This window comes from Kocuria sp. HMSC066H03, from assembly GCF_001812045.1.
Taxonomy (GTDB): Bacteria; Actinomycetota; Actinomycetes; order Actinomycetales; family Micrococcaceae; genus Kocuria; species Kocuria rhizophila.
Window position 1 is genome coordinate 492,441 of record NZ_KV807509.1, and the last position, 19,558, is coordinate 511,998.

Here is a 19,558-nt window from a genome sequence, read left to right on the forward strand (position 1 = left end):
TGCTGTCCTTTCTGGTGGTTCTAGAGGATGAACATGACGAGGACGACCGCCAGGGCGGCGAGCACCACGAGCAGCAGGGTGATCAGCACCTTGGGCGCCGCGGTGCCCCGGGTGTACTCCTTGGGTTCGAGCAGCTCGAGACCCTCGGCGTCCACGGCGCGCACCGGCCCGGCGGGAGCCGGGTCGTCCGCAGCGCGGTCGGCGGACTCCGACGATGCCGAGGGAGCGTGCTCGTCGCCGGCCGCCTCCGTGTCCTGGTCGACGCGATCGCCGTCGCGGAGCCCCTCCTCGGGGCTGCCGTGCTCCGCCGGAGTCCCGCGGTCGTGGTCGTGGTCGGACCGGGCGGTGCCGTCCGAGGTCCGCTGCGCACCGGTGGTGGGCTCCTCGGCGGGCGGCGGAGACGGGATCGCAGGGATCTGCGTGGTCACCGGACCGTAGTGCACCGCGGAGGCGGGCAGGGAGGCGGGATCCGCCACGCGCGATCCCAGATCCATCCCGCCGGCCGTGGCCTGCGCCGCACCCGGGAACGTGATGGTGAAGTACTCGCTGCCGGCCGGCTCCGACGCGGCAGGAGCGGCTCCCCGCCCGGGTGTCCCACCCCCGGGGTTCGTCTCCCCCGGCGTGGTGGACTGAGCTGCGGCCGCGCGGTCGGCGTCCCGCCGGTCCTGCTCGTTAGCCGCGGCTGCACGCAGGGCCAGCTCGGCGAGCCGATGCTGCTTCGCGAGCAGGGCGTCGTCCACCTGCTCGCCCCCGTTCTGCGCCGGCATCTCCTGCAGCTGCCGCGCGTGCTCGGCCATCTCACGCTGCAGCCGCGCGAGCCGGCGGGGCCCGAGGGGCTTGACGGCGTTCTCCTGCGGCGGCGTGTCCAGCTCGATCATGGGCGCGGGCGGCGAGAGCCGCTCGTGCTCACCCGTGGCCGGGTGGGAGGCCCAGGGGCACTCGGGGGACTCGGGGGACTCGTCGTCGTGCTTGTCGGGGGGTGTGCTCACGAGGGGCTCCTCTGGCCCGGGCGTGACGGCCCGGGCGGATCCGTGGGGGCGGAACGGGACGGGGCGGCGTCGGGCGCCCCGCAGGGACTCGTGTCCGCGACGGGGCCCGCGTCCGACGCCGGCGCGTGGCCGGACGTGCTGCTGGGAGCGGTCCCGCTGCAGTAGAGACCGTACTTGTTGATGTACTGCACCACGCCGTCCGGCACGAGGTACCAGACCGGCTTGCCCGTGGCCACCCGGGCGCGGCAGTCCGTGGAGGAGATCGCCATGGCCGGGACGTTCAGCAGGGACACGCTCTCCGATCCCACGGGGGCGGAGAGCACGTGCCCGGGGCGGGTCACGCCCACGAACCGGGCCAGGCGCCACAGCTCCTCGGCGCCCTTCCACGTGAGGATCTCCGCCATGGCGTCCGCGCCCGTGATGAAGAACAGCTCGGCGTCCGGGCGCTGCGCGTGCAGGTCCCGCAGCGTGTCGATCGTGTACGTGGGCCCGTGACGGTCCACGTCCACGCGGGACACGGTGAAGCGGGGGTTCGACGCCGTGGCCACCACCGTCATGAGGTAGCGGTGCTCGGCGTCCGTGACGTCCTGCCCCGCCTTCTGCCACGGCTCACCCGTGGGCACGAAGACGACCTCGTCCAGGTCGAAGACCGCCGCGACCTCCGAGGCGGCCACGAGGTGCCCGTGGTGGATGGGGTCGAACGTGCCGCCCATGACCCCCAGCCGGGTCCTGCCCGGGATGCGCGGGGGAATGGTCAGCTCCGTCTCGGCCGTGACCACCGGGGCACTCGTGGGATTCACTCCAGGCGGTCCGGTGTCAGTGGCGCGGTGCGGCGTGCACGCTGTCGAGCATGGCCTGCTCGTCCGCGGGCAGCTGCGAGGGATCGTGGTACTCCCCGACCACGGGGGCCTTGCCGCGGGAGGAGAAGGACATGGCGGCCAGCAGGCTCACCACGAAGAGCACGAACGCCACGATGCCGAACACCGGCGCCATGGAGAGCAGCTCCTCGTTCACGTGGTGGGCTCCCTCGGAGGCCACGAGGGTGGCGTTGGACAGCAGGTGCAGCGAGCTCATGCGTTTCCCTTCTCGGACCGGCGGCGCCGGTGGTGTGGTGCGGCGGACGTCTGTCGCGCCACGTCCGTTCCATGGTACGTCTCAGGGGCGCACGTGACCGTCACCCTGGACCACCCACTTGGTGGTGGTCAGCTCCTCCAGGCCCATGGGGCCGCGCGCGTGCATCTTCTGCGTGGAGATCCCGATCTCCGCACCGAGTCCCAGCTGGCCGCCGTCCGTGAACCGCGTGGACGCGTTGACCATGACCGCGGCGGAGTCCACCTCGGCGGTGAACCGCTCGGCGTTGGCGAGGTCGTTGGTGATGATCGCCTCGGTGTGGCCCGTGGAGTAGCGGCGGATGTGCTCGATTGCCGCGTCCAACGAGTCCACCACCTTCACCGCCATGTCCATGTCCAGGTACTCGGTGGCCCAGTCCTCGTCCGTGGCCTTGAGGTGGTCCGAGCCCGGGGGCAGCAGCGCGGCGGCGCGGTCGTCCACGTGCAGGGTCACGCCGGCCTTGTCGAGTGCGGCGAGGACCTCCTTGCCGGTCTCCTGCGCGTCCGCGTGAAGCAGGAGGGTCTCCGCGGAGTTGCACGTGGAGGTGCGGTGGGTCTTGGAGTTGACCACCAGCCGGGTGGCCGTCTCCGCGGCAGCGGAGGCGTCCACGAGCACGTGCACGTTGCCCTCGCCGGTCTCGATCACGGGCACCGTGGCGTTCGTGACCACGGACTGGATCAGGCCGCGCCCGCCGCGCGGGATGAGCACGTCCACCTTGTCGCGGGCACCCATCAGGGCGTTGGCGCCGTCCCGGCCGTAGTCGTCCACGGTCTGGACGCAGTCCACGGGCAGCTTGGCGTCCGCGAGGGCGTCCCGCAGGACACCCACGAGGGCCCGGTTGGAGTCGAACGCCGCAGAGCCGCCCCGCAGCAGCACGGCGTTGCCGGACTTCACGGCGATCCCGGCGATGTCCACGGTCACGTTGGGGCGGGCCTCGTAGATCACACCCACCACGCCCATGGGCACGCGCACCTGGCGCATCCGCAGCCCGTTCGCGAGGGTCTGACCACGCACCACGGAGCCCACCGGGTCCGGCAGCGCGGCCAGCTCGCGCAGCGCGTCCGCGAGTCCCGTGATGCGCGCGGCGTCCAGCTTGAGGCGGTCCAGCAGCGCCGCGGAGGTGCCGGCCTCGCGACCGCGCTCCAGGTCCCGGGCGTTGGCCTCGAGGATCACGTCGCGGCGCGACTCGATGCGGTCCGCCATGAGGTGCAGCGCCCGGTCCTTCCAGGCACGCGGTGCCCTGGCGAGCGTGCGCGCGGCCACGCGGGCGTCGTCGGCCATCAGGCCCACCCCGGTGACGGGATCGTCCCCGAACGTCTCCTGGGCGGTCAGTACGGACGTGTTCTCGGCCATGGTTCCTCCTGCGGGTGTGTGGCGGGCGGTGCGGTCGGTGTCGTACGGCTCCGGCGGCTGCGGTGTCCGGAAGCGGACGGCGGGCCCGGGCAGGACAGTGCCCCTCGCTCTGCCGCCGCGGGTCTCCGGTGTCAGCCCGGGGCGCTCACGTGAGCTTGGTGCGGGCCGAGCGGGGGCGCAGGTTCACGAGGTTGTCCACGTGCACGAGCTCGCGCGCGTAGTCCTCCCCGAACTCCTCCCCCAGCTCGTAGGTGCGCTTGCCGAGCATCCCGGGGATCTCGTCCGAGCCGTAGTTCACGAGCCCGTGGCCCACCTCGGTGCCGGTCGAGTCCACCATGGACACGGGGTCTCCCGCGCTGAAGGTGCCCTCCACCGCGGTGACCCCCGCCGCGAGCAGGGAGCGCCGGCCTCGGATGGCCTCCACGGCGCCGTCGTCCAGGGTGAGGGTGCCCTTGATGTCCGCGAGGTGCGCGAGCCACAGAAGGCGCACGTTGCGCCGCCCGCCAGTGGTGGCGAACCACGTGCCCACGTCGTCCCCGGCCAGCGCGCTCTCGATGTTCGCCGCGGAGGTCACGAGCGCCGGGATGCCCGACGCCGCCGCGATGCGCGCGGCCTGCACCTTGGTCACCATCCCGCCGGAGCCCACTCCGGCGCGGCCCACGGTGCCGATCTCCACGCCCTCGAGGTCCGCGATGGGGTCCGTGACGGTGGGGATGCGCTCGCCGCCGTCCTTGGGCGGGCGGGTGTAGAGCGCGTCCACGTCCGAGAGCAGCAGCAGCGCGTCGGCCTTGATCAGGTGCGCCACGAGTGCCGCGATCCGGTCGTTGTCGCCGAACTTGATCTCGTGGGTGGCCACGGCGTCGTTCTCGTTGACGATCGGCAGGATCCCCAGGTCCAGCAGCCGCTCGATCTGGCGGTGCGCGTTCTTGTACTGCGAGTGGCGCATGAGGTCCTCGGCGGTCACGAGCACCTGCCCCACCGTGACGTCGTAGCGCGCGAAGTGCTCGGTGTAGCGGGAGATGAGCAGACCTTGACCCACCGACGCCGCGGCCTGCTTGGTCGCGAGGTCCTTGGGCCGCCTGGACAGCCCCAGGGGCTGGAGCCCGGCGGTGATCGCGCCCGAGGACACGAACACCACCTCCACGCCCTGGGCCTTGATGCGCCCGAGGGCGTCCACGATGGAGCGCAGCGCGTTCTCGTCGATCGAGTTCTCGATGGAGGTCAGGGACGAGGAGCCCACCTTCACGACCACGCGCCGCGCCTTGGGCAGCTCCTCGCGGCTCTCGATGGCCGAGCGCCGGTTCTTGCCGCGGCTCTCAGTGCTGAGCTGGATCGCGGACTTCGAGGCCTGCTGCTCCACGGCGGAGACGTCGATGGTCTCGGTGGGGGTCTTCTCGTGGTGGGTCACTTCTCGTTCGTCTCCTTCGTCTCGGACGTGCGGCGGCGATCTCGTGCGTCCACGGACTCGGTCCAGATCCCGGCGCGGCGCTCCTGCTCGAGCTCCGCGCGGGCCTCGGACTTCGCGTCCATGCGGTCGTAGAACTGTTCCCGCTTCTCGCGGCGGGTGGGTCGGGAGGTCTCCTCGAGGCGCAGGTCCGAACCGCGGGGTCCGCCCAGCAGCTCGGCGCCGCCCACCATGGTGGGCTCCCAGTCGAAGACCACGCCGTTCTCCTCGGGTCCGATCAGCACGGCGTTGCCCGGCTTGGCACCGATCCGGAACAGCTCGTCCTCGATGCCCAGCTTGGCGAAGCGGTCCGCGAGGTAGCCCACGGCCTCGTCGTTGTTGAAGTCCGTCTGCAGCACCCAGCGCTCGGGCTTCTCGCCCCGCACGTGGTACAGCGGCTCCTCGGCGCGGTCCTCGCGGGTGATCACGAACTCGTGGCGGTCCTTGCCACGACGCCGCCGCGCGGGCTCGGGCTGCAGCACCGGCACGGTGCGGCGTCGCTCCTCGCGCTCCTCCTCCTGGGCCCGTGCCTCGGAGACCAGGCGAGCCATGGCGAAGCTCAGCTCCCGCAGCCCCTCGTGGGAGGCCGTGGAGATCTCGAACACCGGGTAGCCGCGCTCCTCGAGCTCGGTGCGCACGAAGTCAGCGAGCTCCCGGGCCTCGGGCACGTCCACCTTGTTGAGCACCACCAGGCGGGGCCGCTCCGTGAGAGGAATGGTGGACGGGTCGTCGTCCTCGATGTCCTGCGCGTAGTGGGCGAGCTCCGCCTCCAGCGCGTCGAGGTCGCTCATCGGGTCGCGGCCCGGTTCCAGGGTGGCGCAGTCGATCACGTGCACCAGGGCGGCGCAGCGCTCCACGTGGCGCAGGAACTCCAGGCCGAGTCCCTTGCCCTCGGACGCGCCCGGGATCAGACCGGGAACGTCCGCCACGGTGAAGCGCGTGTCGCCGGCCTGGACCACACCCAGGTTGGGGACCAGCGTGGTGAAGGGGTAGTCGGCGATCTTGGGCCGCGCGGCACTCATCGCGGCGATCAGGCTGGACTTGCCGGCGGAGGGGAAGCCCACGAGCGCGATGTCCGCAATGGACTTCAGCTCCAGCTCCACCTCCTGCTCCTCACCCGGGGTGCCGAGCAGCGCGAAACCGGGAGCCTTGCGCTTGGGGGACGCGAGCGCCGCGTTGCCACGCCCGCCCATGCCGCCGGAGGCCAGCACGTACTCGCTGCCCTCACCCAGCAGGTCCGCGAGCACATTGCCCTCGCGGTCCTTGACCACGGTGCCGTCCGGCACGGAGAGCACGAGATCCTGGCCCTTGAAGCCGTGGCGCATGTCTCCCTTGCCGGGCTCCCCGTTGGGGGCCTTCTGGTGCGGGGCGTGGTGGAAGCCCAGCAGGGTGGTGGACTGCCCGTCCACCCGCAGGATCACGGAGCCGCCGTCCCCGCCGTTGCCGCCGTCCGGGCCACCGAGCGGCTTGAACTTCTCGCGCTTGACGGAGACGCAACCGTGGCCGCCGTTGCCGCCCGTGGCGTGGACGATGACTCGATCAACAAAACTGGCCACGTGGCTCCTCGGATTCTGGGGTCCCCCGCGCGGGGCAGGGAGACGGGGCTGTCCTGAAAAGACTAGAGGGTGAGCGCGTGACGCGCCCACCCTCCAGTGGTCGCCGTCACGCTGCGGTGACGGCGGGTGGACCCTGGGGTCCGGAAGAACTGACTACTCGGCGGTCTGGATGTTGACCACGCGGCGGCCACGACGGGTGCCGAACTCGACGACACCGGCGGCCAGGGCGAACAGGGTGTCGTCCTTGCCGCGGCCCATGTTCAGACCCGGGTGGAAGTGGGTTCCACGCTGGCGGACGATGATCTCGCCGGCGTTGACGGACTGGCCGCCGAAGCGCTTGACACCCAGGTACTGGGCGTTGGAGTCACGGCCGTTGCGAGTGGAGCTCGCACCCTTCTTGTGTGCCATGGTGTGTGCCTACCTTCGTTGGAAATGTATGGGGGACCGGGAAATCAGGCGTCGATGCCGGTGATCTTGACCGTGGTCAGCTCAGCCCGGAAGCCCTGGCGCTTCTTGTAGCCGGTCTTGTTCTTGTACTTCATGATCGAGATCTTGGGACCGCGCAGGTCCTCGATGATCTCGGCCGTGACCTTGACGTCGGCCAGGGTCTTGGAGTCGGAGGTGACCTTGTCCCCATCGACCAGCAGCAGCGCAGGAAGCTCTACGGTGCTGCCTGCCTCGCCGGCGACGCGGTCAAGGGTCACGAGGTCTCCAACGGAAACCTTCTCCTGGCGGCCGCCTGCGCGGACAATCGCGTACACCACTTGGGAACTCACTTCTCTCGACATCTATGGACTGCGTGTAAAGGTCGGGTGGGCTCCTGCCGGACTGCGAATGTCGAGACATCACGCCGCGGTGGTCTGTGACCGACCCGCTCTCTGCGTGGCTGTCGCACCGAGAACAGGAAGTTCACCCGAGTGTGCCGTGTCCGGGCGCATGAAAACCACTATGCGCACACCGGTGTCCGGCACCGACAGTCCAGACTACCCGATCCCCGGAAGTCACGCCACTCGCGGGCTCTCCGCCGTGCGGGATCAGCCCTCCTGGCGTGCGGTGGCAGCCGAGGTCTGTGCGAAGAACTCGAGCTCCAGGTGGCACGCGCGCAGGAACGCGCGGCGCATGGCCTCGCGCGTGGCGGTGTCCGCCTGCTCGGCGGCGCGGTCCACGGCGGCACGGGCCACCTCCGTGGCGGCGTGGAACTGCGGGTCGTCGTAGGTCTCGAGCCAGTCCGCGAACGGGTGCCCCTGCAGCCCCGTGCGGCGCGCCCGCTCCGTGAGCTCCGCCCCCACGTGCGCGTAGAGCCAGTAGCACGGCAGGACCGCGGCGGCACCCACCGCGAACCCGTCCTGCCCCGTGCGGGCGAGCAGGAAGTCCGCGTACGCGCTCGTGGTCCCGGAGGGCTGTTGCGGGGCGCGCCCGTCCAGCCGCGCGCGGTGCAGTGCGGACTCCCCCGTGACCACAGCGGCCGCCGCCCTGGCGAAGAACTCCCGGGTGCTCTCCTCGGGGGCCGCCGCCGCGAGCAGCGCGAGGGCCCGCGAGTAGGCGTCCAGGTACTGCATGTCCTGGTCCAGGTAGCGCTCGAACTCGTCCCGCTCCAGCGTGCCGTCCCCCAGCCCCACCACGAAGGGCAGGACCGCGATCTGCTCGCGGATCGGCGCGCTCGCCTCCCAGAGCTCGTCGGTGAAGCGTGTGCCGGGATCCTCGGTGCCCCCGCACGACGCCGCCGCGTCACCACGCGCGGACACGTCCCCCGCCGCGGCCTGCAGTGCGTGCCCGGCCGCCACGGCCCTCTGTGCCGGGGAGGCAGTGTGGACAGCGCCGTCTGCCGGGGAGACAGCGGGAGCGGCGTCGTCGTCCTCCCCGCACGCCGCCGCCACGAAGGCGGGGTCCGTGACGAGGTCCTGGACGTGGTGGAAGTGGTGGACCGGGCCGTTGCCGTGGCCCACGTGCAGGGAGTCCGCAGCGCGCAGCGCACCGCGAAGCCAGCGGCGGGCGGTGTCGATCCCCTGTGCCCAGTCCCCCGTGCGCGCCACGACCGTGGCCACCGCGGACGACAGCGAGCACCCGGTCCCGTGGGTGTTGCGCGTAGCCACTCTCGTCCCCGAGTACTGGGCCACGGGCTCGGTCTGGCCCGGGACCACGAGGGCGTCCGGGGTGGACTCCCCGCTCAGGTGCCCGCCCTTGACCAGCACGCGCGTGCCGAAGGTCTCCGCCACGGCCCGGCCCTGCTCGAGCGCCTCGTCCCACGTGGTGGCCACGGGCCGCTCCGCGAGCACGGCGAGCTCGGGCAGGTTGGGGGTGATCAGGTCCGCGTGGTGCAGGATGCCGCGCAGCGCGTCCTCGGCGTCGGATGCGAGCAGACGCCCCCCGGCGGTGGCCACCATGACGGGGTCGATCACGACCACGGGCGCACGGTGGGCCGCGAGCCACGCCCCCACCGTCTCGATGACGTCCACCGAGCCGAGCATCCCGACCTTCACGGCATCCAGCTCCACGTCCTGCGCCACGGCGTCCAGCTGCGCCTGCAGCACGGACACGGGTGGGGTGTGGACCGCCACCACGCCCTGCGTGTTCTGCGCGACCACCGCAGTGACCACGCTCAGCCCGAAGCCGCCCATGGCGGCGATGGACTTCAGGTCCGCGGCGTGCCCGGCACCACCCGTGGGGTCGGTGCCGGCGATCGAGAGGACGCGGGGGGCGGGGACAGAAGGCGTGGGGTTCACGACATTCCCTTCGCTAGTACGAGCTAGATCAGGTTCTACGGGTGTGTTCTCAGCCGCCGTGCGGCACCCCGTGCACGTGGTCCCGATCATGCCACAGGAGCGCCCGGACGAGTCCGAGCGCTCCTGTGGTGGGTGGTCCCCCGCGGCCCTCCCAGGAGGGCCGCGGGGGGCGTCAGTCCCCCTTGGGGGTCATCGTGATGTCCCGGGCGCTCACGCCCACACCCACGATGGTGGGCTGGCCGTCCGAGGAGGCCGAGCCCACGGGCGCGGCCGCGGCGGTGAACCGCGTGGCCGAGCGCTCGGCGGCGTCGTACTCACGGGTCTCCACGCTTCCGGCACCCGGTGCGGCCGTGGGAGCCACGGCGCGGCGGGAACCGCGGCGGCGCCTGGCAGGAGCGGCGTCCGTGGTGGACGCGGCGGGCTGTGCCGTCGTGGCGCGCCGGGACGGGTCCGACTGTCCAGCCCCGCCCTCGGACGGCGACTGCTTCTGGGCGTCCCGCTCCGGCGCGGAGCCCTCGGGCTGCTCGGACCGGGTCTGCTCGGCGTCGGACGACGCGGCGCCGTTGCCGCGACCCCGGCCGCGCTGGCCCGCGGAGCGTCCCCCGCGGCCCTTCGAGCCCTCGCCGCCCCGCCGTCCGGAGCCGCGACCGGACCCGGTGCGGTCCTGCGACGCGTCCTCGCCGGAGTCCTCGGCCGAGAAGGCCGCGGAGAGCGAGTCCAGGGTGAGCGCCTCCTGCTCCGCGCGCTCGTCCTTCTGCCCCTGGGGGAGCTCGATGACCTCACCGTGGATCGTCAGGCTGGACCCGGCGTCACCCGCGGCGTGCTCGCCGCGGGGTTCGGAGGCACCGTTCCCACCGTTCTCGGTGGCGGTGTCCTCGCCCTGGTTCCCGCGACCGCGGCTGCGCTTGCCGCGGCGCTTCTTCCGACGCCGCCCGCTCTCGGAGTCCGCCGAACCGTGCTCGGACGCCTGCTCCGGGCCCTGGTTCCCGTGCTCCGCGTGCTGGCCGGTCGAGTCCTTGTGCTCGGCTCCGCCGCGGGAGGCGCCCTGGGCGTCGTCGTCCTCGTGGGAGGAGGCGGCCGCGATGTTCGCGAACGCCGTGCGGGCGGCCTCGTCCCGGGCCTGCTGCTGGTCGTCCGCGCCACCCCGGTTGTTGGACCGGGGCTTGTCCTGCGGCTGGTTCTGCTTCTGCCGCGAGCGCTTGCGCTCGTTGCGGTTGCCGCCGCGGTGGTCCGGCGCGGTGGCCGTGGAGCGACCCTTGAGGGGGTGGTCGTGGACAACGACGCCGCGGCCCGCGCACTCCTCGCACGGCTCCGAGAAGACCTCGAGCAGGCCGGTGCCCATGCGCTTGCGCGTCATCTGCACGAGACCCAGGGAGGTCACCTCCGCCACCTGGTGCTTGGTGCGGTCACGGCCCAGGCACTCCACGAGCCGGCGCAGCACGAGGTCCCGGTTGGACTCCAGGACCATGTCGATGAAGTCCACCACGATGATTCCGCCGATGTCCCGCAGCCGCAGCTGGCGCACGATCTCCTCGGCGGCCTCGAGGTTGTTCTTGGTGACGGTCTCCTCGAGGTTGCCGCCGGAACCGGTGAACTTGCCCGTGTTGACGTCCACCACGGTCATGGCCTCGGTGCGGTCGATCACGAGCGAGCCGCCGGAGGGCAGGAACACCTTGCGCTCCAGCGCCTTCTGGATCTGCTCCTCCACGCGCATGTGCTCGAAGAGGTCCTCGTCCTCGGTCCAGCGCTGCAGCCGGTCCAGCAGGTCCGGGGCCACGTAGGTCACGTAGGCCTCGATGTTGTCCCACGCCTGCTCGCCCTGGACCACCATGGCGGTGAAGTCCTCGTTGAACACGTCCCGGACGGTCTTGATGGTGAGGTCCGGCTCGGCGTAGAGCAGCTCCGGGGCGAGGGTCTTGGTGGAGCCCGCCTTCTCCTGGATCTGCTCCCACTGCGAGCGCAGCCGGTTGATGTCGTTGGTCAGCTCGGTCTCGGACGCCCCCTCGGCGGCGGTGCGCACGATCACGCCCGCGCCCTCGGGCAGCCGGTCCTTGAGGATCTTCTTGAGCCGCTGGCGCTCGACGTCCGGGAGCTTGCGGGAGATCCCGGTCATGGAGCCGCCGGGCACGTACACGAGGTAGCGCCCGGGCAGGGAGACCTGGCTGGTGAGCCGGGCGCCCTTGTGGCCCACAGGGTCCTTGGTGACCTGCACGAGCACGGTGTCCCCGGACTTCAGGGCGTTCTCGATCTTGCGGGGCTTGTGCCCCATCTCGGCGGCGTCCCAGTCCACCTCGCCGGCGTAGAGCACGGCGTTGCGCCCGCGGCCGATGTCCACGAACGCGGCCTCCATGGACGGCAGCACGTTCTGCACCTTGCCCACGTACACGTTGCCGATCAGTGAGTCCTGCGTGGTGTGGGAGACGAAGTGCTCCGCGAGGATGCCGTCCTCGAGCACGCCGATCTGGATCCGGTCCTCCTTCTGGCGGACCAGCATCTTACGCTCCACGGACTCGCGGCGGGCCAGGAACTCGGCCTCGGTGATCACGTGGCGGCGGCGGCCGAACTGGCGGGACTCGCGGCGGCGCTGGCGCTTGGCCTCGAGGCGCGTGGAGCCCTTGACCCCGGTGACCTCGTCGCTGCTGGTGCCCTCGGACGCACCGCGCGGGGCGCGCACCCGGGTCACGGAGCCGTCGGAGTCGTCCACGAGCTCCATGTCCTCGTCACCACGACGACGCCGTCGGCGCCGCTTGCTCGACACGCTCGCGTCGTCGTCCTCGTCGCGGTCCCCGCGGGCGGCCTCCCGCTCCTGGGCGGCCTCGCGCAGCCGGGCCTTCTGGGCCTCGGCGGCACGGCGGATCTCGTCCGGGTCCGGCGCCCGGAACAGCAGGGACGCGCCCGGGCCGAAGGCCCCGAAGTCCTGCTGCGTGGGGGGCTCGGTGCCCTCCGCCGCCGGGGCGTCCTCGGCGGCGGGTGAGTCGGTGCTGTCGGCGGCGGCGGCGTCCTCGGACGCGGCGTCCTGCGGCTCGGGGGCCGAGGAGGCGGCGTCCTCGTCCGAGCTGCTGCCCGCTGACTGCGCGGCGGCCGCGGCCCCGGTGTCCGGTGCCGTGGTGGACTCCTCCGGCGGCGTGACGGGCGCCGTGGGGAGCTCTCCGGCATCGATGGCGGCCGCGATGGCGATGGCGTCGCTCGTGCCGTCGACCGGGGCCGCGGTGGCCTCCTCCTCGGAGGTGGCGTGCGGTGCCTCGGCGTCCGGGGCCGCCGCCTCGCCGCTCGTGGCGGCCGGGTCCGACGCGTGGGCCGTGTCGGCCGGTGCGTCCCCGTCCGTGGTGGGCGAGGTGCGGGTGCCCTGCGGGTCCTGCACGTCCTGGGCGGCGGGCTCGGTGCCCTGCGCGGCGGCGGGCTGCGCGGCGGCGTCGTCCTGCGGCGACGCGGTGGGGGCCTCACCCGTGGCGGACCCGGGGGTCAGTGCGGAGGTGTCCTGTTCAGGTTCCATGTGAAGTTGTGCTCCTGCTCGGGGCACCGTCCGCACCCGGGCCCGAGGTGTGCTCGGTCGGTCGAGCCGGTGTTCTCCACACGGCCGCCGGAAGTCGGTGTCGTACCCGCGGGCGCGGCATGTGTCACGCGCGCCGTCCGCGGGCCGGCGGATGCCCGAGTCGCTGGGTCCGTGGGACCGCGAACTTGAACCGGTGCGGACGCGCTCGATCCTGTGAGAGCCGCGGGTCCGCTCCGATGGTGGTCGGTGCTCCTGCCGGGTCGGTGTCCTCGCGTGCGGGCGAGGGCCGACCACTGGCAGTATCTCACAGTCCTCGCCTGTTACCGCACATCCGGGTGGTCCACGCCACAGCCCGGCCGGTCGCGTCCCGGCCCACCTCGGGGTGCCCGCGATCCGCCCTGCACCGCGCCCGTCCATGCCCGTGGTCTACGATCGGGCGCGTGAGCTCTGCATCCCGACCCTCCCCCGCCGCCCCCTCCGACAGCCACGCCACGGCCTCCGACCGCCCCGCTGCCGACGCCGCCGTGGCACCCGTGACGCGCCCCGACCGCACGTGGGCCGTGCTGACGGTGGTCCTCTCGCTCGTGGGCTTCGCGGCATCGGCCACGCTCGTGGCGGAGCGGCTGGCCATCTTCCAGGACGCCGGGCACCGCGCGAGCTGCGACCTCAACGCGTGGCTGTCGTGCGGGACCGTGATGCGCACTCCCCAGGCGGAGCTGTTCGGCTTCCCCAACCCGCTGATCGGCATCGTGGCCTACGCCGTGGTGCTCGCGGTGGCCGTGGGCGTGCTCGCGGGGGCGCGCTTCGCCCGCTGGTTCTGGTGGCTGCTGTGGGCGGGAATCGCGGCGGGGTCCGTGTTCACCCTGTGGCTGTGGTGGCAGACCACGTTCCGGATCAACGCCCTGTGCCTCTACTGCATGGTCGTGTGGTGCGCGCAGACCTACCTGCTCGCCCACACGAGCGCCCGGATGCGCCGCGCGGGAATGCTCGGCGGTGCCGCCCGGGAGAGCGCAGGCTCCACGGCCTGGGCCTGGCTGCTCGGCACGGGGGTGCTCGTGGTCGTCTTCGGTGTGATCGCGGTGCGCTTCTCCACCGTGATCTTCGCCTGACACCCGCCCTGCCGGACCACGAGAACGGCGCGTGCCGAGCCCGGGAGCTCGACACGCGCCGTGGTCGTGCGGTAGCTCAGGCGAACCAGATGCCGATCTCGCGCTCGGCGGACTCCGGAGAGTCCGAGCCGTGCACGAGGTTCTTCTGGACCTTCTCGCCCCAGTCCCGGCCCAGGTCCCCGCGGATGGTGCCCGGGGCGGCCGTGGTGGGCTCGGTGGCCCCGGCGAGGCTGCGGAAGCCCTCGATCACGCGGTCGCCCTCGACCACCGCGGCGACCACCGGGCCCGAGAGCATGAACTGCACGAGCGGCTCGAAGAACGGCTTGCCCTGGTGCTCCGCGTAGTGCTGCTCCAGGATCTCCCGGGTGGCGTGCACCAGCTTGAGCTCGGCCAGGGTGTAGCCCTTGGCCTCGATGCGGGCGAGGATCTGGCCGGTCAGGCCGCGCTCGACGCCGTCCGGTTTGACGAGGACGAGAGTGCGCTGCGACATGGGGTCTCCTTGCGGTAGAGGTGGGGTGGACGGGCCGTACGAGGGCCGGTCACCGGGTTCCGGGTCGAGCCTAGCGAACGCGGCGGGCGCGTGCGGACCGCGCGCCGCGCCCGCTCACGGCAGGGGGTGCTCCGCCTCCCAGCGGCGCTGTTCCTCCGCGCGCTGCACGTTATCGCGGTCCATGCGTGCGCCCTTGACCACGGCGTACCACCACGCCAGCGCGCACAGCGCCCCGATCACGAACATTGCGGGCACCAGGAAACCGGTGGCGATCAGCACGAGCTGCAGCACCCATCCGGCCGCGTAGCCCCACGGCCTGCGCAGCACCGCGCACAGCAGGACAAACAGCAGCGCGAGCACCGCCGCGCCGCCCATGAGCCACAGCTTGTGCGCGGTGCTCCAGTCCCGGGCCAGCAGCCCGAAGGCGGTGAGGGCCGCGAAGAACACGATGAACGCCTCGATGCTCAGCACGCTCGAGGCGAACATGGTCTTGACGGACCGCGGCTTCTTGGTCTGCCCGGGGCGCCACTCGCGCTGGGCCTTGGTCATGCGGGCCATGCGGCTCCTTCCAGGGGTGCGGACAGCAGGGGTGCGGTCGAGGGGTCACAGGCCGAGCAGCGCACGGGCCTCACCCACCACGGTGATGGAGCCGGTGACGAGCACCGCGCCGTCGAACTGCTCACGGGCGGCGGCGTCCTGGATGGCGGCGGAGCACGCGTCGTCGAGACGTTCGGCCACGTGCACGGCGTCCTCGTCGAAGCCCATGTCAACGGCGATCTCCGCGAGCTCCGCCGGGGGCACCGCCCGCGGGGAGTGGGACGCGGTGCACCACAGCTCCAGATCGAACTCGTGGTACTCGTCCGCGAGCACCCGCATCATGGTCTCCACGTCCTTGTCCCCCAGCACCCCGACCACCAGGTTGAGCTTGCTGAACGTGAACCCCTCGCGCACGGCCGCGGCGGAGGCCACGAGCCCGTGCGGGTTGTGGGCGGCGTCGAGGACCACGGGCGGAGCCTTGCGCGCGAGCTCGAGGCGACCGGGCGAGGACACCGCGCCCAGACCCTCGCTCACGAGCTCGGGGTTCAGCGGCTTCTCGCCACCGCCGAGCAGCGCCTCCACCGCGGCAATCGCGACCGCCGCGTTCTGCGCCTGGTGCGCGCCGAACAGCGGGAGCATCACGTCCGGGTACTCGCCCGCGAGGCCCTGGACGGTGATGACCTGCCCGCCCACGGCGGTGGTGCGCGCGGTCACGGAAAACTCCACGCCCTCGAAGCGGAAGGGGACTCCCAGCTCCTGCGCGCGTTCGAGCAGCACCTGGGCCGCACCCGGCTGCTGGGCGGAGCTCACGAGGAACCCGCCCGGCTTGACGATCCCGGCCTTCTCGCGGGCGATGTCCTCCACGGTGTCGCCGAGGATGTCCGTGTGGTCCAGGTCGATGGGCGTGACCACGGAGACCGCGGCGTCCGCCACGGTGGTGGCGTCCCACGAGCCGCCGATCCCGACCTCCAGGACCATCACGTCCACGGGCTCGTCCGCGAACACCGCGAACGCCAGCACCGTGAGGGTCTCGAAGTACGTCAGGCGCGGGGCCCCCTCGCCCTCCAGGTGACGGTCCACGAGGTCCAGGTACGGGGCGATCTCCGTGTAGATCCGAACGAAGGTCTCGTCGGAGACGGGCTCGCCGTCGATGCTGATCCGCTCGGTCACGCGCTCCAGGTGCGGGCTCGTGTAGCGGCCCACCCGCAGGTCGTGGGCGAGCAGCAGGGACTCGACCATGCGCGCCGTCGACGTCTTGCCGTTGGTCCCGGTCACCTGCACCACGGGGGCGCTGCGGTGCGGGTCCCCCAGCGCGGAGACCGCGAGCTGCATGGCGTCCAGGCGCGGCGCCATCCTGTGCTCCGGCGCCCGGGCCAGCAGCCCCTGGTAGATCTCCTCGACGGACGCGAAGTTCTCGTGCTCGGTGGCGCCGCTCATGCGTCCACCACCGCCACGGTGACGTCCAGGTTCGTGGCCTCCACCAGCTCCAGCTCCCGGGTGAGGGTCTCCCCCTGCACGAGCTCGCGGTGCGCGCCCACCGCGGCCAGCGTCGCGGCGTCGGCGTGGAGCGTGGTGCGGATCCGGTCCGAGACCACCAGCCCAGCGTCCTTGCGGGCCTGCTGGATCGCACGGACCATGTCCCGGGCCACGCCCTCGGCGCGCAGCTCGTCGGTCAGCTCGGTGTCCAGCACCAGGAAACCGCCGCCGGGCAGCACGGTGACGGCGCGCGCGGAGGACCCCGCGGCGTCGTCGACCACCGTGACCAGCTCGTACTCGCCCTCCTCCAGCGCCACCGAGCCGGCGACGACGCCGCCGTCCTCGGCCACGGACCAGTCGCCCGCCTTGGTGGCCCTGATGACCTGCTGCACCTGCTTGCCGAGCCGGGGACCGGCGGCGCGCGCGTTGACCTTGAGTTCCTGGGAGATGCCGTAGTCGGCGGCCGAGACCTCGTCCGTGTCCACCAGCGTGACGGACTTGAGGTTCAGCTCGTCCGCGACGATCTCCTGGAACGTGCCCGCGAGCGCCTGCGCCCCGGGCACGGCCACGGTCATGCCGGCGAGCGGCTGGCGCACGCGCAGGCTGCTGGCCTTGCGGAGTGCTGAGCCCGCGGAGCAGATGGCGCGCGTGCGCTCCATGGCGGTGAGCAGGGCCTCGTCCCGCGGGAACAGGGAGGCGTCGGGCCAGTCGGTCAGGTGCACCGAGCGCCCGCCGGTGAGCCCGCGCCAGATCTCCTCGGTGACCAGCGGCAGCAGCGGGGCGGCCACGCGGCACACGGTCTCGAGGCACGTGTAGAGCACGTCGAACGCCTCGGTGTCCTCCTCGAAGAAGCGCTCGCGGGACCGGCGCACGTACCAGTTGGTGAGCGTGTCCATGTAGGCGCGCAGGCGTTCGGCGGCGGCCCAGATGTCGTACTCGTCGAAGAGCCGCTTGGCGTCCGTCACCAGGGCGCCGGTCTCGGCCAGGATGTAGCGGTCCATCACGTGCTCGGCCTCGTACCGCGCCTGGGCGTCGTAGCCCTCTCCCCCGCGGGCGGCGTTCGTGTAGAGCCCGAAGAAGTGGTAGACGTTCCACAGCGGCAGGATCATCTGCCGCACGCCGTCACGGATGCCCTGCTCGGTCACCACCAGGTTCCCGCCGCGCAGGATGGGCGAGGACATCAGGAACCAGCGCATGGCGTCCGAGCCGTCCCGGTCCAGGACCTCGTTGACGTCCGGGTAGTTGCGCAGGGACTTGGACATCTTCTGCCCGTCCGAGCCCAGCACGATCCCGTGGGAGATCACGTTGCGGAACGCCGGGCGGTCGAACAGCGCGGTGGCCAGGATGTGCAGCGTGTAGAACCAGCCGCGGGTCTGGCCGATGTACTCCACGATGAAGTCACCGGGGTTGTGGGTCTCGAACCACTCACGGTTCTCCATGGGGTAGTGCACCTGCGCGTAGGGCATGGACCCGGAGTCGAACCACACGTCCAGCACCTCGGGAACGCGGCGCATCACGGACTTACCCGTGGGGTCGTCCGGGTTGGGGCGGGTCAGCTCGTCGATCCACGGCCGGTGCAGGTCCACCTCGCCGGCGGCGTTGCGGGGCAGGCGCCCGAAGTCCGCCTCCAGCTCCGCGAGGGAGCCGTAGACGTCGCGGCGCGGGTGGTTGGGATCGTCCGACTCCCACACGGGGATGGGCGAGCCCCAGTAGCGGTTGCGGGAGATGGACCAGTCCCGGGCGTTCTCGAGCCACTTGCCAAACTGACCGTCCTTGACGTTGCCGGGGATCCAGTTGATCTGCTGGTTCAGCTCCAGCATGCGGTCCTTGATGGCCGTGACGCTCACGAACCACGAGGACACCGCGCGGTAGATCAGGGGATTCCGGCAGCGCCAGCAGTGCGGGTAGGAGTGCTCGTAGGAGGCCTCGCGCAGCAGCGCGCCGCGGGCCCGCAGATCCCGGATCACGGTGCGCGCCACCTCCTTGTCGAACACGTTGTGCCCGGCGAGCTCCGCGAGCGGCGCCCCGGCGGCCAGGGACTCGTTCGTGAAGAGGTCGTAGAAGCGCCCGCCCTCGTCCACGGAGAGCACCACGGGGATCTCGTGCTCGGCGCACACCTGCTGGTCGTCCTCGCCGTAGGCGGGAGCCTGGTGCACGATGCCCGTGCCGTCCGTGGTGGTCACGTAGTCCGCCACGAGGATCTGCCAGGCCTGGGCGGTGCCGAAGCGCTCGTCGTCGGTGAAGTAGTCCCACAGCGGGGCGTAGCGGATGCCCGCGAGCTGCTCGCCCGTGTAGTGGGCGGTCACGGCCTCGCGCACGGCGGCGGCCGGGTCCTCGGCGTCACCGTAGCCGAGGTCCTTGGCGTAGCTGCCCGCGAGTTCGGCGGCCACGAGGAAGCGGCGTCCGGCCAGGTCCCCAGCACCGGGCACCAGCACGTAGTCGATGGCGGGGCCCACCGCGAGGGCCTCGTTGGTGGGCAGGGTCCAGGGCGTGGTGGTCCACGCGATGGCCTCCGCGCCCGCCAGCTCGGCGGCGACCTCCGGGTGCGCGGCCCACGAGGTGTCCTCGGAGAGCCGGAACGCCACGGTCACGGAGGTGTCCTGGCGCATCTGGTAGACGTCGTCGTCCATGCGCAGCTCGTGGTTGGACAGCGGCGTCTCGTCCTTCCAGCAGTACGGCAGCACGCGGTAGCCGGAGTAGACCAGGCCCTTGTCGTCCAGGGCCTTGAACGCGCCGATCACGGACTCCATGTACTCCGGGTTCAGCGTCTTGTAGTCGTTGTCGAAGTCCACCCAGCGGGCCTGGCGGGTCACGTAGTCCTGCCACTCGGAGGCGTACTTCATCACGGAGGCGCGGCAGGCGTCGTTGAACGTGTCGATGCCCATGGCCTCGATGTCCTGCTTGTCGGTCATCCCGAGCTGCTTCATGGCCTCGAGCTCCGCGGGCAGCCCGTGGGTGTCCCAGCCGAAGCGGCGCTCCACGCGGCGCCCCTGCTGCGTCTGGTAGCGAGCCACGAGGTCCTTGACGTAGCCGGTGAGAAGGTGCCCGTAGTGCGGCAGACCGTTGGCGAAGGGCGGGCCGTCGTAGAAGACGAACTCGTTGGAGCCGTCCGTGCCGCTGTCGCGCTGGTCGATGCTCGCCTGGAAGGTGTCGTCACGTTTCCAGTAGTCGAGGACGCGCTCCTCGACCGCGGGCAGACGCGGGGCCGCGGGGACGCCCTGGGCGTCGGGGTCGGTGCTCGCCTTGGGGTACACGAATGAGTCGGTCACGGTGCTCCA

The 19,558-nt window shown here is 71.9% G+C and carries 15 protein-coding genes and 1 riboswitch; of the genes, 1 reads left to right on the forward strand and 14 read right to left on the reverse strand.

The features are described 5' to 3' along the window. Window positions 1-20 precede the first annotated feature (20 nt). The 10 genes from HMPREF2833_RS11025 to HMPREF2833_RS11070 form a co-directional block, all read right to left on the reverse strand. Window positions 21-989 (reverse strand): hypothetical protein, encoded by a 969-nt coding sequence (locus tag HMPREF2833_RS11025; protein ID WP_070638215.1) that lies wholly within the window; start codon window positions 987-989, stop codon window positions 21-23. After that, entirely contained in the window at window positions 986-1,789 is an 804-nt protein-coding gene (nadD, locus tag HMPREF2833_RS11030; RefSeq protein ID WP_070638218.1) for a nicotinate-nucleotide adenylyltransferase, read from the reverse strand. The genes HMPREF2833_RS11025 and nadD overlap by 4 nt, the downstream gene beginning before the upstream one ends. Window positions 1,790-1,805: 16 nt before the next feature. Next, entirely contained in the window at window positions 1,806-2,063 is a 258-nt protein-coding gene (locus HMPREF2833_RS11035; RefSeq protein ID WP_039101256.1) for a hypothetical protein, read from the reverse strand. Window positions 2,064-2,144: 81 nt separating this feature from the next. After that, a complete protein-coding gene (locus HMPREF2833_RS11040; RefSeq protein ID WP_070638221.1) occupies window positions 2,145-3,452 on the reverse strand; it encodes a glutamate-5-semialdehyde dehydrogenase in 1,308 nt (435 codons plus the stop codon). A gap of 145 nt (window positions 3,453-3,597) precedes the next feature. Further along, complete coding sequence (gene proB, locus HMPREF2833_RS11045; protein ID WP_180956158.1) at window positions 3,598-4,860, reverse strand: glutamate 5-kinase; 1,263 nt, start codon at window positions 4,858-4,860, stop codon at window positions 3,598-3,600. Beyond that, on the reverse strand, window positions 4,857-6,452 hold the full coding sequence (gene obgE / locus HMPREF2833_RS11050; protein WP_070638224.1) for a GTPase ObgE: 1,596 nt from the start codon (window positions 6,450-6,452) through the stop codon (window positions 4,857-4,859). The genes proB and obgE overlap by 4 nt, the downstream gene beginning before the upstream one ends. Before the next feature lie 153 nt (window positions 6,453-6,605). Further along, on the reverse strand, window positions 6,606-6,860 hold the full coding sequence (rpmA, locus tag HMPREF2833_RS11055) for a 50S ribosomal protein L27 (protein WP_012398199.1): 255 nt from the start codon (window positions 6,858-6,860) through the stop codon (window positions 6,606-6,608). Window positions 6,861-6,904: 44 nt separating this feature from the next. Then, on the reverse strand, window positions 6,905-7,216 hold the full coding sequence (gene rplU, locus HMPREF2833_RS11060; RefSeq protein ID WP_012398198.1) for a 50S ribosomal protein L21: 312 nt from the start codon (window positions 7,214-7,216) through the stop codon (window positions 6,905-6,907). 270 nt (window positions 7,217-7,486) lie between these two features. Then, entirely contained in the window at window positions 7,487-9,175 is a 1,689-nt protein-coding gene (locus HMPREF2833_RS11065) for a bifunctional hydroxymethylpyrimidine kinase/phosphomethylpyrimidine kinase (RefSeq protein ID WP_070638228.1), read from the reverse strand. Beyond that, window positions 9,163-9,256: riboswitch (TPP riboswitch) on the reverse strand. Its footprint overlaps the gene before it by 13 nt. Window positions 9,257-9,347: 91 nt before the next feature. Next, window positions 9,348-12,668: an Rne/Rng family ribonuclease gene (locus HMPREF2833_RS11070; protein ID WP_070638230.1), complete on the reverse strand. Its 3,321-nt coding sequence runs from the start codon at window positions 12,666-12,668 to the stop codon at window positions 9,348-9,350. Between the two features lie 440 nt (window positions 12,669-13,108). On the opposite strand from HMPREF2833_RS11070, the gene HMPREF2833_RS11075 reads away from it, so the two are divergent. Then, a complete protein-coding gene (locus HMPREF2833_RS11075) occupies window positions 13,109-13,777 on the forward strand; it encodes a vitamin K epoxide reductase family protein (RefSeq protein WP_246829135.1) in 669 nt (222 codons plus the stop codon). A 76-nt stretch (window positions 13,778-13,853) separates the two neighbouring features. On the opposite strand, the gene ndk is transcribed toward HMPREF2833_RS11075, so the two are convergent. The 4 genes from ndk to ileS form a co-directional block, all read right to left on the reverse strand. Further along, on the reverse strand, window positions 13,854-14,267 hold the full coding sequence (gene ndk / locus HMPREF2833_RS11080; RefSeq protein WP_012398194.1) for a nucleoside-diphosphate kinase: 414 nt from the start codon (window positions 14,265-14,267) through the stop codon (window positions 13,854-13,856). Window positions 14,268-14,381: 114 nt separating this feature from the next. After that, complete coding sequence (locus HMPREF2833_RS11085; protein ID WP_070638235.1) at window positions 14,382-14,825, reverse strand: DUF4233 domain-containing protein; 444 nt, start codon at window positions 14,823-14,825, stop codon at window positions 14,382-14,384. Window positions 14,826-14,870: 45 nt separating this feature from the next. Further along, window positions 14,871-16,241: a bifunctional folylpolyglutamate synthase/dihydrofolate synthase gene (locus HMPREF2833_RS11090; RefSeq protein ID WP_070638238.1), complete on the reverse strand. Its 1,371-nt coding sequence runs from the start codon at window positions 16,239-16,241 to the stop codon at window positions 14,871-14,873. Further along, window positions 16,238-19,549 carry an isoleucine--tRNA ligase gene (ileS, locus tag HMPREF2833_RS11095; protein WP_070638241.1) on the reverse strand — a complete coding sequence of 1,104 codons (3,312 nt, stop codon included), beginning with the start codon at window positions 19,547-19,549 and terminating at the stop codon, window positions 16,238-16,240. The genes HMPREF2833_RS11090 and ileS overlap by 4 nt, the downstream gene beginning before the upstream one ends. Between the last annotated feature and the right edge of the window lie 9 nt (window positions 19,550-19,558).